Origin of the sequence: Microbacterium sp. NPDC060117 (assembly GCF_042729315.1) — a bacterium.
Classification (GTDB): domain Bacteria; phylum Actinomycetota; class Actinomycetes; order Actinomycetales; family Microbacteriaceae; genus Microbacterium.
Window position 1 is genome coordinate 93,746 of sequence record NZ_JBHWXR010000002.1, and the last position, 13,092, is coordinate 106,837.

Genomic DNA, 13,092 nt, shown 5'->3' on the forward strand with positions numbered 1-13,092 from the left:
CTTCCCATGATCGGTCTGTCCCTCGCGGAGATCGCCGAGATCGTCGGCGGTGATCTGCGCCCCGCTGCAGGTCACGATCCCGCATCGATCGTCTCCGGTGTCGTCGACACCGACTCGCGCCAGATGACCCAGGGCGGTGTCTTCGTCGCCAAGCCCGGTGAGCACACCGACGGCCACCGGTTCGTGGGCGCGGCGCTGGAGAACGGTGCGGTGCTGGCGCTCGTCGAGCACCCCGTCGCCGAGGCGATCTCGCAGATCGTCGTGCCCGATGTCGTCGACGCCATCGCGGAGCTCGCCCGTGCGGTCGTCGCCAGGGTCCGTGCCGCCGGCGGCCTGCGCATCGTCGGCGTGACCGGATCCAACGGCAAGACCACGACGAAGAACTTCCTGGCGCGGATCCTTCAGGACGAGGGCGAGACGATCGCTCCGATCGCGTCGTACAACAACGAGGTCGGCGCGCCGCTCACGATGCTGCGGATCACCGACACCACGCGCTTCCTGGTATGCGAGTTCGGCGCCAGCGCGCCGCGGGAGATCGCCCGCCTGGCCGGTCTCGTGACCCCCGACGTCGTGATCGAGCTCATGGTCGGGCTCGCGCACGCCGGCGGCTTCGGCGGCATCGAGGAGACCGCGCGGGCAAAGGCCGAACTGGTCGAGGCCGCCGCGCCCGGCGGCACCGCGGTGCTGAACCTGGACGACCCGCGCGTGGCGGGCATGGCGTCCCTCGCCGAGGAGCGCGGACTGCGGATCGTCGGCTTCGGCCAGGGGACCGCGGCAGACGTGCGCGCCGCCGAGATCGACGTCACCCCGTCCGGCACGTCGTGCATCGTCCACGTGGACGGGCAGGCGCTGCCGTTGCGCCTGCAGGTGCTCGGGGCGCATCACGTGAACAACGCGATCGCGGCGATCGCGGCGACCGGCGCCCTCGGCGTCGCACCCGCTGACGCCATCGCGCGCCTGGAGACCGTGCAGCTGGCCGAACGGTGGCGCATGCAGCCCATGGGCGGCACGGACGTGCGCATCATCAACGACGCGTACAACGCGAGCCCGGACTCGATGGCCGCCGCCCTGCGCACGCTCGCGCAGATCACCGGTCCCGACGAGCGCACGGTCGCCGTGCTGGGTGCGATGAGCGAGCTCGGCGAGACGGCCGGCGACGAGCACGACCGGATCGGCCTGCTCGCCGTGCGTCTGAACATCCAGCGCATCGTCGTGGTCGGCGCCGAGGCGCGCCGGCTCTACCTGGCCGCCGTGGGCGAGGGCTCGTGGGACGGCGAAGCCGTGCATCTTGCGGACGCCGACGCCGCCTTCGAGTACCTCCAGCGCGAGCTGCGCCCCGGTGATCGGGTGCTCGTGAAGTCGTCCAATTCCGCCGGGCTCCGGTTCCTCGGCGATCGTCTGGGAGAATCGTTCTCGTGAGATCCCTGCTTACCTCCGCCGCGATCTCCCTCGCGTTCACGCTCCTGCTGACGCCGGTGTTCCTCCGGCTGTTCCGGAAGTGGGGCTGGGGGCAGGTCATCCGCACGCCGGAATCGATCAGCAACCCCAGCCATCAGGCGAAGCGGGGCACGCCGACCATGGGCGGCGTCATCTTCATCCTCGGCACCGTCGTCGGGTACGGCGTCGGCACCTTCACCGGAGGCAGCTATCCGACGGTCTCCGGACTGCTGGTCATCTGGCTCATGCTGGGCTTCGGCGCGGTCGGCTTCATCGACGACTACATGAAGCTGCGACAGCGCAACAGCCTCGGGCTCTCGGGCTGGCGCAAGATCCTCGGCCAGGTGCTGGTCATGGTCCCGTTCGGCATCGTGGCGCTCACGGTGCGCAGCCCGTCGGGCAACACCCCGGCCAGCGGGTTCGTGTCGCTCTTCCGCGACATCCCCGTGCTGTGGCTGTTCGCCCTGGGCCCCATCGTCGGCTGGCTGCTGTACCTGCTCTGGATCTCGGTGATCGGCATCGCCACCTCCAACAGCGTCAACCTCACCGACGGCCTGGACGGCCTCGCCGCGGGGTGCGCAGTGTTCGTGATCGGCGCGTACAGCCTCATCTCGTTCTGGCAGTTCAAGCAGTCCTGCGCCGCCGAGTCGCTCTCGCCGTCGTCGCTGGCCGGCTGCTACGACGTCGCGCACCCGTTCGATCTGGCCGTCATCTCCGCGTCCTTCGTCGGCGCGCTGATCGGCTTCCTGTGGTGGAACGCGCCCAAGGCGAAGGTCTTCATGGGCGACGTCGGATCCATGTCCATCGGCGGCGTGATCGCCGCACTCGCGATCCTCACCCGCACCGAGCTGCTGCTCGTGCTGCTCGCGGGCGTCTTCATCATCGCGTCGGGCTCGGTCATCGTGCAGCTGGCCTACTTCAAGCTCACCCGTGGCAAGCGCCTGTTCCTGCAGAGCCCGTTCCATCATCATCTCGAGATGCGCGGCTGGCCGGAGGCGACGATCGTGGTCCGCATGTGGATCATCGCCGGTCTGCTCTCCGTGTCGGCGTTCGGCCTGTTCTACGTCGAGTGGCTGAGGCTGACCAGCTCATGACGCGCGATCTCGATGCCCTGACCAGCTGGCACGCCGACTGGCGGGGGCTGCGGGTCGCGGTGCTCGGGCTGTCCGTGACCGGATTCTCGGTCGCCGACACCCTGACCGAGCTCGGCGCGGAGGTGCTGGTGCTCTCCGAGAGCGCCACCGAGGAGTACGAGCGCCTGGTGCCGCTGATCGGCGCCGAGCTGTGGATCGGAGACCTCGGCTCCGTCCCCGAGCGACTCGTCGAGTTCGCACCGGAGGTCGTCATCGCGTCGCCGGGGTTCGCGCCCGCGCATCCGGTCATCGCATGGACCCGCGCGGGCTCGATCGCGCTGTGGGGCGACATCGAGCTCGCCTGGCGGGTGCGGGACAAGGTCCTCCGTGACGACGGCACCCCCGCGGAATGGGTGCTGATCACGGGGACGAACGGCAAGACCACGACGACCCAGCTCACCGCGACGATGCTCGTGGCGGGCGGCCTGCGCGCTGCTCCCTGCGGCAACATCGGCGTGCCCGTGCTCGACGCGGTGCGCGACCCGGGCGGCTTCGACGTGCTCGTGGTCGAGCTGTCCAGCCACCAGCTCTGGTACCTGGGGCTCTCCGACGCGGTCGGTCAGCCGGTGCCGTGGGCGGCCACGTGCCTCAATCTCGCCGACGACCACCTCGTGTGGCACGGCAGTGCGGAGGCGTACCGCGAAGCCAAGGCCGTCGTGTACCGCAACACCCGCATCGCCTGCGTATACAACAAGGCCGATGCGGCCACGCAGCGCATGGTCGAGGACGCCGACGTCATCGACGGCGCCCGTGCGATCGGATTCGGGCTCGGAATCCCCGGCCCCAGCGACCTGGGCGTGGTGGAGGGGATCCTCGCCGACCGCGCCTTCCTCGACGACCGCCATCACAGCGCCCTCGAGCTCACGACTGTGGCGGATCTCGCCGCGCACGGGCTGAACGCCCCGCACATCGTGCAGAACATCCTCGCCGCGGCGGCTCTCAGCCGGTCGCTCAGCGTCGAGCCCGCCGCGATCAGGACGGCGCTCGACGGCTTTCGCCTCGATGCGCATCGCATCGAGGTCGTCGCCCGTTCTGCGGGGATCACCTGGGTGGACGATTCGAAGGCGACGAACCCGCACGCCGCGCAGTCGTCGCTGCGGGCGTTCCCGGGCGCGATCTGGGTCGTCGGCGGTGACCTGAAGGGCGTCGACCTGTCGGAGCTCGTGGCCGGAGCGGGGGCGACCGCCCGCGCGGCCCTCGTCATCGGCGTCGACCGGACGCATCTGCTCGAGGCGTTCGCACGACACGCGCCCGCGGTGCAGGTCCTGGAGGTCGTCCCCGGCGACACTGAAGAGGTCATGACCCGGGTGGTGGAACTGGCCGCGGGCATCGCCCAGGAGGGGGACACCGTGCTCCTCGCTCCTGCGGCGGCGTCCTTCGATCAGTTCGCCAGCTATGCGGATCGTGGCCACCGCTTCGCCGAGGCGGTGCGGCAGTGGATCGATCAGGGGAGTGCCGGTGACGCAGGTGGGAGCACGTCCGGCGTCGACGCCTGAGCCGCGCGTCGACGGGCTCGCCGCGCGAGTGAGGCTCGGTCGCGTGTTCCGCCCGGTGTCCACCGAGTTCGCGCTGATCACGTCGACGTCGCTGCTGTTGACGGTGTTCGGTCTGGTGATGATCCTGTCGGCGTCGAGCGCGAACGCGGTCGACCAGGGACTGGGCCCGTTCTCGATCGTCCTGACCCAGGCGATCGTGGCGGCCCTCGGCGTGCCGATGATGTTCCTCGTGAGCCGGCTGCCCGTCCTGTTCTGGAAGCGCATGGCATGGGTCGTGCTGATCGGGGCCGTGGCTCTGCAGATGCTGATCTACACGCCCCTGGGCTGGACCAACGACGGCAATACCAACTGGGTGAGGATCGCCGGGCAGGTGATCCAGCCCTCGGAGTTCATCAAGCTGTCGCTGGCCATCTGGGCCGGGTTCATCCTGTGGCGCAAGCAGGATCTGCTCGGCCGCTGGCAGCACGTCTACATCCCGCTTCTGCCCGTTGCATTCCTCGCCATCGGATCCGTCTACGGCGGCGGCGATCTCGGCACATCGATGGTGCTGTTCCTGATCCTGCTGGGAGCGATGTTCTTCGCCGGCGTCCGGGTGCGGGTCATCCTGATGCCGCTGCTGGCTATCGGCACCGCGGTGCTGCTTTTCGCCCTGACCGACGAACGGCGGCGGCTGCTCATCCTCAGTATGTTCAGCAGCAAGAGCGACACCAGTTGCTACCTCACCACGTGTTACCAGCAGGTGCACGCGATCTGGGGCATGGCCAACGGTGGCATCTTCGGGCTCGGTCTGGGCAACTCGCGCGAGAAGTACGGCTGGCTCCCCGCCGCGTCCAACGACTACATCTTCGCGATCGTGGGGGAGGAGCTGGGGCTGATCGGCTGTGCGCTCGTGCTGGCGCTGTTCGTGCTCTTCGCTGTCGCCGTCTTCCGGATGATCCGCAAGACGGACGACCTGTTCGTCCGCATCACATCCGGCGGCATCGTCGTGTGGATCCTCTCCCAGGCGCTCATCAACATCGGCGTCGTCCTGCGCGTGTTCCCGGTTCTGGGTGTCCCGCTGCCGTTCATGTCTCAGGGCGGCACGTCGCTGCTGTCCGTACTGCTGGCCTGCGGTGTGCTGCTGTCATTCGCGCGGACGCTGCCGGCGCCCGCGCAGGGATCGGCCGCAGGTCGGTCCGGTACCCTCCTGAAGTGACCACGTATCTTCTGGCCGGCGGCGGGACCGCCGGGCATGTCAACCCGCTGCTCGCCGTCGCCGACGGCCTGCGCGCCCGTGATCCCGAGGCGACCGTGCTGGTCCTCGGCACCCGCGAAGGCCTCGAGGCGCGGCTGGTGCCGCAGCGCGGGTACGAGCTGCTCACGATCGACAAGGTCCCCTTCCCTCGCCGCCCGAACGGTGCGGCCCTGGCGTTCCCGGCGCGGTTCGCACGTGCCGTCAAGCAGGTGCGCACCTACATCCGCGAGCACGGCGTCGAGGCGGTGATCGGCTTCGGCGGCTACGCCTCGGCCCCCGCGTACGTGGCCGCGCGGCGCGAACGCGTCCCGTTCGTCGTGCACGAGGCCAACGCCCGTCCTGGCATGGCGAACGTGCTGGGCGCCCGCACCGCGGCGGCGGTCGGCGTCGCATTCCCCGGCACGCCTCTGCGCCGGGGCGAGCTCGTCGGCATGCCGTTGCGCCGGGAGATCGTCGATCTGGACCGCGCCGCTCTCCGCGCGGAGGCTGCGGCGGAGTTCGGTCTGGATCCGGAGCGGCCCGTGCTGCTCGTGTTCGGCGGCTCGCTCGGCGCGCAGCGCCTGAACGAGGCGATCGCCGGATCCTGGCGGGACATCCTCGACGCGGGGTGGCAGATCCTGCATGCGACCGGCGACCGCTCGGACATGCCGGATCCTGGCGCTTCGGGTTATGCGATGCGTCGCTACCTGGATCGGATGGATCTGGCGTTCGCCATGGCGGATCTGATCCTGTCCCGCTCCGGTTCGGCGACCGTCAGCGAGATCAGCGCTCTCGGGATCCCTGCCGTCTACGTGCCCTACGCCGTCGGCAACGGCGAGCAGCGTCTGAATGCGGCGGCCGCGATCGAGGCGGGCGCCGCCGTGCTGATCGAGGACGGCCAGCTCACCCCGGAGCGCGTACGGAGCGAGGTGGTCCCGCTGCTGGGCGACGACGTCCGCCGTGCCTCGATGCGGCAGGCTGCCGAGCTCGTCGGATCGCGCACCGGGACCGAGGACCTCATCGCCCTCGCCGACCGCGCACTCGCACACTGAGAGCCGCCCCCGCCCTGACCCGGCGAGCCAGGCCTCCGGCCCGCTCGCCCCGACTTAGGATGATTCAGCCATGATCAGACCCGACCTCTCCCTGCCGATCCCGGAAGACATCACCGCCGCGCACTTCATCGGCATCGGCGGATCCGGCATGTCGGGCCTCGCCCGCATGTTCATCGACGCGGGGATCCGCGTGTCCGGCAGCGATCGCGCGGACAGCGCCAACCTCCAGGCCCTGGCCGCACTCGGCGCCGACGTGCATGTCGGCCACGACGCAGCGAACCTGGGCGATGCCGACACGGTCGTGCACACCGGTGCGATCTGGCCGGAGAACCCGGAATTCGTGCTGGCCAAAGAGCGTGGACTGCACGTCATCCACCGGTCGCAGGCGCTGCACTGGCTGATCCGCGGACGTCGCCTCGTCTCGGTGGCGGGCGCCCACGGCAAGACCAGCTCGACGGGCATGATCGTGACCGCGCTGCGCGAGCTCGGCGCCGATCCGAACTTCGTCAACGGCGGTGTGATCGAGCAGCTGGGCGCTTCCAGCTCCTCCGGTGCCGACGACCTCTTCGTGATCGAGGCCGACGAGTCCGACGGCACCTTCCTGCTCTACGACACCTCGGTCGCGCTGATCACGAACGTCGATCCCGACCACCTGGACCACTACGGATCCGACGAGGCCTTCCACGACGCGTTCGTGACCTTCGCGAACGCCGCGAGCGAGGCCGTCGTGATCTCCAGCGACGACCCCGGCGCCCTCCGCGTCCGGGCGGGGATCACTCATCCGAACGTGATCTCGTTCGGTCTCGCGGAGGATGCGGATCTGCGGGTCACCGACATCGTCACGGACGGCCCGGTCGCCGCGACGCTGACAATGCACGGCTCCTCGGCCCGCATGCAGCTCGCGGTTCCCGGCGTGCACAACGCGATCAACGCGGCCGGTGCCGTGGCGGTGCTCACGACGCTCGGCTACGGGCTCGCGGACGCCGCCGGCGCGATGGAGGGCTTCGCTGGCACCGTCCGCCGCCTCGAGCTGCACGGCAGCGCACGCGGGGTGAGCGTCTACGACGACTACTCGCACCATCCGACCGAGGTCCGCGCCGCGCTGGATGCCATGCGCACGATCGTCGGCGACGGCCGCATCATCGCGATCCAGCAGCCGCACACGTACTCGCGGACCCAGCACATGTACCGCGAATTCGCGGAGGTGCTGGAGTCCGGTGCGGACCACACCGTGATGCTGGACGTCTACGGTGCGCGCGAGGATCCGGTTCCGGGCGTCACCGGCGAGCTGGTCAGCGGCGCGTTCGCGGACCCGCACCACGTGCACTACGTCGCGGACTGGCAGCAGGCCGCGGACTACACCGCGTCCGTGGCGCGCGAGGGAGACTACGTGATCACCCTGGGCTGCGGCAACGTCTACCAGATCATCCCGCAGGTGCTGGACGCGCTGCGCGCCACCGCCGAAGGCTGACCGTGCGCCGGCCGTCCGCGATCCCCGCTTCGGCGCCTCCGGTCGAGCCGGAGCGCCCGGTCCGCGCGCAGCCGTCCGGTGGCGCGCCGACGCGTGCGTGGGGGGCGCGGGCAGGTACGGGGAACGATCCGGTGGAGTCCGAGGCGGTCACGGGCCTGCCGGACGAGGAGAACGCGACCGCGCCGATCCTTCTCAGGCGCGGGGCGGCTGATCCGACGATCGCGCCGGACCGCACGGAGGAGGCGGACCGTTCGACGTCCCAGGATGACGCGCCCCTGACCGCGCGCGACCTCTGGCAGGCCACCCGTGCGCGCCGGAAGGCGCTGCGCACGGAGATCCGCCGCTTCACCCAGCGCTCCCGACGCCGCCGGATCGGCTGGGTCATCGCTGCCGCTCTGGCACTCCTCATCGTGGGAGGCAGCGTCGGCGCGGCGTACAGCCCGCTGTTCGCGGTGCAGACCATCACCGTGGAGGGGGCGAGCTCCCTCAAGGCCGCCGATGTGCAGAAGGCGCTCTCGGAGCAGGTGGGCCGGCCGCTCGCGCTCGTGGACGCCAGTGCGGTCAAGGCCGCGCTGGTCAGATTCCCGCTGATCGAGACGTACCGCCTCGAGGCGCACCCTCCGCACGACCTCGTGGTGCGGATCGTGGAGCGCACGCCCGTCGGCGTGATCCAGCAGAGCGACGGGCGCTTCACCGTCGTCGACGCCGCGGGGGTCGTGCTCTCGACCAGTGAAGGACGGCCGGCCGGATACGCGTTGATCGACGTCAGCGGCGGCACGGCATCCCCGGCGTTCGCGGCGGTGGGCACCGCGCTGCGCACGCTGCCCGCCGAGTTGCGCGCGCAGGTCGACGGCGCCACCGCGTCCACTCCGGACGACATCGTCCTGCAGCTGACCGGCGGCGCCAAGGTGGTGTGGGGGAGTGCCGAGCAGTCGGCGCTCAAGACCCGCTCCCTGCAGGCCCTGATGAAGGCGAACCCCGCCGCCGCGTCGTACGACGTGTCCTCCCCGGGCGTCGGCGTCGTCGGCTGAGCACGAATATCCGCCTCGATCGCGCGCAGGTGCGTGTCGCTTGGCTCCTGGGTGCCATGCGCCGCTTACCTTCGATCCAAGAGAAAGCAATACCGGGAAATACTTTAACCTTCTGCTTGAGGTTTAAGGTTTCCGGCCCGGGGCTCGACAACATCGGAGGACGGGATGAGCCAGAACCAGAACTACCTTGCCGTGATCAAGGTCGTCGGTGTCGGCGGTGGCGGCGTCAATGCCGTCAATCGCATGATCGATCTCGGCCTGCGCGGCGTCGAGTTCATCGCGATCAACACCGATGCGCAGGCGCTGCTCATGAGTGACGCGGACGTCAAGCTCGACGTCGGCCGCGACCTCACCCGCGGCCTCGGAGCCGGCGCCGACCCGGAGGTCGGCCGACGCGCCGCCGAGGACCACGCGGAGGAGATCGAGCAGGCCCTGACCGGCGCAGACATGGTCTTCGTCACCGCGGGCGAGGGCGGCGGCACCGGCACCGGCGGCGCGCCGATCGTGGCGCGCATCGCGAAGTCGATCGGCGCCCTGACCATCGGTGTCGTGACCAAGCCGTTCTCGTTCGAGGGCCGCCGTCGGCAGAGCCAGGCCGACGCCGGCGTGGCGAAGCTGAAGGAAGAGGTCGACACCCTCATCGTGGTGCCGAACGACCGTCTGCTCGAGATCAGCGATCGCGGTATCTCGATGATCGAGGCGTTCGCGACCGCCGATCAGGTGCTCCTCGCCGGTGTGCAGGGCATCACGGACCTCATCACGACGCCCGGTCTCATCAACCTGGACTTCAACGACGTCAAGTCGGTCATGCAGGGAGCCGGTTCCGCGCTCATGGGCATCGGCTCGGCGCGCGGTGCGGACCGTGCGATCAAGGCCGCTGAGCTCGCCGTCGAGTCGCCTCTGCTGGAGGCGTCGATCGAAGGCGCGCACGGCGTGCTGCTGTCGATCCAGGGCGGATCGAACCTCGGCATCTTCGAGATCCACGACGCCGCGGATCTGGTCAAGGAAGCCGCGCACCCCGAGGCCAACATCATCTTCGGAACGGTCATCGACGACACCCTCGGCGACGAGGTGCGCGTCACGGTGATCGCGGCCGGCTTCGACAGCGGCGAACCCACGCTGCGTCTCGACCCGCAGATCTTCTCGCGTACGACGGCACCCGCCGTCACCGAGAAGCCCTCCGTCGAGGAGCGCGAGGACTCGGCGCAGACAGAGGAGGCGCCGCGGGAGACGGTTTCGGTGACCGCGCCGTCGATTCCGCCGGTGCACACCAGCATCGAGCCGGCCTTCGATGAGAGCGACCTCGACATCCCCGAGTTCCTGAAGTGAGCTCCGTCGCCGGGCGGCTGTCCGCGATCGATGCAGCGATCGCGGACGCCGCGCGGCGCGCGGGACGCGATCCCGTGGAGATCACCCGCATCGTCGTGACGAAGTTCCACCCGGTTTCGCTCGTGAGCGAGCTGTACGATCTCGGGGTCCGGGAAGTGGGGGAGAACCGGCAGCAGGAGCTCTCCGCCAAGGCGACCTCCCTGGCCGCCCTCGACGGCCTGCGCTGGCACTTCATCGGCCAGGCGCAGACGAACAAGGCCGGCGCGATCCGCCGCGCGGCCCAGGCGGTCCATTCGGTGGATCGCCTGCGCATCGCCGAAGCGCTCGACCGCGCCGCGGTCGACGATCAGTTGCTCGACGTGCTGCTGCAGATCAACCTCACCGACGATCCCGGTCGTGGCGGAGTCGCGCCGGGAGAGCTCGAGGAGCTCGCCGAGCAGGTGCTCGCACTGCCGACGCTGCGGCTGCGCGGCGTGATGGCCGTCGCACCGCTCGACGAGGACCCTGCGGCGGCCTTCGCCCGCGTGCATGAGTATGCGGAGCGGGTGCGCGCCGTGGCGCCCGGAGCCGACTGGATCTCCGCAGGCATGACGGGAGATTTCGCCGAGGCGATCGCCGCCGGCGCGACACACCTTCGCATCGGCTCGGCAATCACGGGGCCACGACCCGCCCAGGGTTAGCCTCGAAACAGAACCACCCCTACACGTTCGGAGGACACGATGGGGAACCCGTTGAAGAAGACCATGGTGTACCTCGGCCTCGCCGATGAGGAAGAGGTCTACGAGGAGGCTGCCCCGGCCGCGCACAGCGCGCGCCAGGAGCAGATCCGTCACGAGCCCGTCCGCCGGGATGAGGTGCGCCGTGAGCGCGAGGAGGCCAAGCCCGCCCCGGTGACGCCGCTGCGTCGTCCGACGGCTGTGCGTCAGCCCTCCGCCGGGGCCGTGAACGAGATCCTCACCGTGCATCCGAAGCAGTACCGCGACGCCCAGGTCATCGCGGAGAGCTTCCGTGACGGGATTCCGGTGATCATCAACCTCTCGCAGATGAGCGACGCCGACGCGCGCCGTCTGATCGACTTCGCGAGCGGGCTCTCGCTCGGCCTCTACGGGCGCATCGAGCGCGTGACGAGCAAGGTCTTCCTGCTGTCGCCGGAGAGCATCGCGGTGTCGGGACAGGGCGGGATCGCCGGGGGCGACGAGCCCGCGCTCGCGCACTCCTGACACGTGGTGGTGCCGCCCGCGGTCTCTGTGATCGCAGCGATCCTCAACATCCTGCTGCTGCTGTACCTGCTCACGCTGTTCGCACGGTTGATCCTGGAGTACATCCCCATCTTCAACCGCTCGTGGCGCCCGCGTGGCGCGGGGTTGATCGCGGCCGAGATCATCTACACGCTCACGGATCCGCCGATCAGGATGTTCCGACGCCTCATTCCTCCGCTGAGGATCGGACCTGTCGCGCTCGACCTGGGCTTCACCCTCACGATGATCATCGTGCTCATCCTGATGTCGATCACCAGATCGTTCATCTGACCGCCGGTTCCCGTGCGCCTTCGCGGCGCAGGGATCGGACGGCTATGCTTTTCTGAAGGTGCACGCCGAGGGGCAGGCGCCATTTCCACCCGGCCACCGAGAACTCATCGAAAGAGGAGCCACCCATGGCACTGACCCCGGATGACGTCGTCACCAAGCAGTTCCAGCACGTCCGATTCAAGGACGGCTTCGACCCGGACGAGGTCGACGACTTCCTCGACGAGGTCGTGCTCGAGTGGCGCAAGGCCCTCGACGAGAACGCCGAGCTGAAGGCGAAGCTCGCCGCCTACGAGTCGGGCGAGAAGGCCGCTCCCGTGGCCGAGGCCCCGGCTGCAGCAGCCCCCGCGCCCGTCGCCGCTCCGATCGCGGAGACCGGTGCGCCGGCTGCCGCGACCGCCGGCATCATCGAGCTGGCCCAGCGTCTGCACGACGAGCACGTCGCCGAGGGCAAGTCGCAGCGCGACCAGCTCATCGCCGACGCGAAGGCCCAGGCCTCGAAGATCCTCGCCGACGCGGAGCAGAAGCAGCGCGAGGAGACCGCACGTCTCGAGCGCGAGCGCAATGTGCTCGAGGGCAAGATCACCGAGCTGCACGACTTCGAGCGTTCGTACCGCACGCAGCTGCGCAGCTACATCGAGGGTCAGCTCCGCGACCTCGACGAGAAGGGCGGCCCCAACGGGGACGCCTCCTCCGCGCAGTAAGGGGCCCCGTTGACCCGGCGTCAACCGCTTCACGGTTCGGCGGCCGGCGCGATCATTGCGATTCTCGCAGTGCTCGTGCTGGCCGCCGACCAGTTTGTGAAGTACCTCACCATCGCCCACCTGCCCCAGGAGCAGGTCGTTCCCGTGCTCGGGGGCTTCCTGCAACTCTTCTACATCCGCAATTCCGGGGCGGCGTTCTCGATCGGCGCGGGCTACACCTGGATCTTCACGATCGCGCTGGCCGTGGTCGCGTGCGTGATCGTGTGGAAGGCGTTCTCGGTGCGCGCGCGGCTGTGGGCCGTCGTGCTCGGAGCGCTGCTGGGCGGCGTGCTCGGGAACCTCACCGACCGGATCTTCCGTGAACCGGGATTCGGCGTCGGACACGTCGTCGACATGATCTCGATGCCGTGGATGCTTCCGGCGATCTTCAACGTCGCCGACATCTTCATCGTCAGCGGCATGATCTCGATCGCGCTGCTGATCATCACGGGTCTCCGCCTCGACGGCACCCGCGAGCGCGACCACAAGGACGAGCCGGTCTCCGATTCCTCCGCCGGCGAGACGTCCGGACTCGCCGGTGTCGAAGAGGGCTCCTCCGGCATCGAGACCTCCTCCGCGCACATCGTCGCGGATGACGTCGCGACGAGCGCGGATCCGAAGAGTCCTGCGCCGCGCGAAGGCGCCGGATCAGAGGGCTGAT

General features: G+C 69.5%; 13 protein-coding genes. All 13 read left to right on the forward strand.

All coding sequences use genetic code 11. The features are described 5' to 3' along the window. The first annotated feature begins 6 nt into the window (after window positions 1-6). The 13 genes from murF (at window position 7) to lspA (ending at window position 13,091) form a co-directional block, all read left to right on the forward strand. Entirely contained in the window at window positions 7-1,419 is a 1,413-nt protein-coding gene (murF, locus tag ACFWCK_RS06575) for a UDP-N-acetylmuramoyl-tripeptide--D-alanyl-D-alanine ligase (RefSeq protein ID WP_378805119.1), read from the forward strand. Further along, window positions 1,416-2,531 carry a phospho-N-acetylmuramoyl-pentapeptide-transferase gene (gene mraY, locus ACFWCK_RS06580; RefSeq protein WP_233309143.1) on the forward strand — a complete coding sequence of 372 codons (1,116 nt, stop codon included), beginning with the start codon at window positions 1,416-1,418 and terminating at the stop codon, window positions 2,529-2,531. The genes murF and mraY overlap by 4 nt, the downstream gene beginning before the upstream one ends. Next, window positions 2,528-4,066, forward strand: coding sequence for a UDP-N-acetylmuramoyl-L-alanine--D-glutamate ligase (gene murD, locus ACFWCK_RS06585; RefSeq protein ID WP_378805120.1), 1,539 nt, complete (start codon window positions 2,528-2,530; stop codon window positions 4,064-4,066). The genes mraY and murD overlap by 4 nt, the downstream gene beginning before the upstream one ends. Next, window positions 4,029-5,261: a putative peptidoglycan glycosyltransferase FtsW gene (locus tag ACFWCK_RS06590; protein ID WP_233309145.1), complete on the forward strand. Its 1,233-nt coding sequence runs from the start codon at window positions 4,029-4,031 to the stop codon at window positions 5,259-5,261. The genes murD and ACFWCK_RS06590 overlap by 38 nt, the downstream gene beginning before the upstream one ends. Continuing rightward, a complete protein-coding gene (locus ACFWCK_RS06595) occupies window positions 5,258-6,331 on the forward strand; it encodes a glycosyltransferase (RefSeq protein WP_378805122.1) in 1,074 nt (357 codons plus the stop codon). Before ACFWCK_RS06590 ends, ACFWCK_RS06595 begins: the two co-directional genes overlap by 4 nt. 70 nt (window positions 6,332-6,401) lie before the next feature. Continuing rightward, the gene (gene murC / locus ACFWCK_RS06600) at window positions 6,402-7,802 is read left to right on the forward strand and encodes a UDP-N-acetylmuramate--L-alanine ligase (RefSeq protein ID WP_378805124.1); all 1,401 of its coding nucleotides are present in this window, start codon (window positions 6,402-6,404) and stop codon (window positions 7,800-7,802) included. 131 nt (window positions 7,803-7,933) lie between these two features. Next, complete coding sequence (locus ACFWCK_RS06605; RefSeq protein ID WP_378805125.1) at window positions 7,934-8,833, forward strand: FtsQ-type POTRA domain-containing protein; 900 nt, start codon at window positions 7,934-7,936, stop codon at window positions 8,831-8,833. Between the two features lie 165 nt (window positions 8,834-8,998). Beyond that, window positions 8,999-10,162 (forward strand): cell division protein FtsZ, encoded by a 1,164-nt coding sequence (gene ftsZ, locus ACFWCK_RS06610; RefSeq protein ID WP_378805126.1) that lies wholly within the window; start codon window positions 8,999-9,001, stop codon window positions 10,160-10,162. Beyond that, window positions 10,159-10,842 (forward strand): YggS family pyridoxal phosphate-dependent enzyme, encoded by a 684-nt coding sequence (locus ACFWCK_RS06615; RefSeq protein ID WP_378805127.1) that lies wholly within the window; start codon window positions 10,159-10,161, stop codon window positions 10,840-10,842. The genes ftsZ and ACFWCK_RS06615 overlap by 4 nt, the downstream gene beginning before the upstream one ends. A gap of 39 nt (window positions 10,843-10,881) precedes the next feature. After that, window positions 10,882-11,382 carry a cell division protein SepF gene (locus ACFWCK_RS06620; protein ID WP_378805128.1) on the forward strand — a complete coding sequence of 167 codons (501 nt, stop codon included), beginning with the start codon at window positions 10,882-10,884 and terminating at the stop codon, window positions 11,380-11,382. A gap of 3 nt (window positions 11,383-11,385) precedes the next feature. Further along, complete coding sequence (locus ACFWCK_RS06625) at window positions 11,386-11,691, forward strand: YggT family protein (protein ID WP_233309152.1); 306 nt, start codon at window positions 11,386-11,388, stop codon at window positions 11,689-11,691. A 125-nt stretch (window positions 11,692-11,816) separates the two neighbouring features. Continuing rightward, the gene (locus ACFWCK_RS06630; RefSeq protein WP_233309153.1) at window positions 11,817-12,392 is read left to right on the forward strand and encodes a DivIVA domain-containing protein; all 576 of its coding nucleotides are present in this window, start codon (window positions 11,817-11,819) and stop codon (window positions 12,390-12,392) included. Window positions 12,393-12,401: 9 nt separating this feature from the next. Further along, on the forward strand, window positions 12,402-13,091 hold the full coding sequence (gene lspA / locus ACFWCK_RS06635) for a signal peptidase II (protein WP_378805130.1): 690 nt from the start codon (window positions 12,402-12,404) through the stop codon (window positions 13,089-13,091). The last annotated feature ends 1 nt before the right edge of the window (window position 13,092 follow it).

Coding starts and splice junctions, on each gene's coding strand:
- ACFWCK_RS06630 (WP_233309153.1), top strand. CDS start 11,817: ATGGCACTGACCCCGGATGACGTCGTCACCAAGCAGTTCCAGCACGTC.
- ACFWCK_RS06620 (WP_378805128.1), top strand. CDS start 10,882: ATGGGGAACCCGTTGAAGAAGACCATGGTGTACCTCGGCCTCGCCGAT.
- murD (WP_378805120.1), top strand. CDS start 2,528: ATGACGCGCGATCTCGATGCCCTGACCAGCTGGCACGCCGACTGGCGG.
- murF (WP_378805119.1), top strand. CDS start 7: ATGATCGGTCTGTCCCTCGCGGAGATCGCCGAGATCGTCGGCGGTGAT.
- ftsZ (WP_378805126.1), top strand. CDS start 8,999: ATGAGCCAGAACCAGAACTACCTTGCCGTGATCAAGGTCGTCGGTGTC.
- murC (WP_378805124.1), top strand. CDS start 6,402: ATGATCAGACCCGACCTCTCCCTGCCGATCCCGGAAGACATCACCGCC.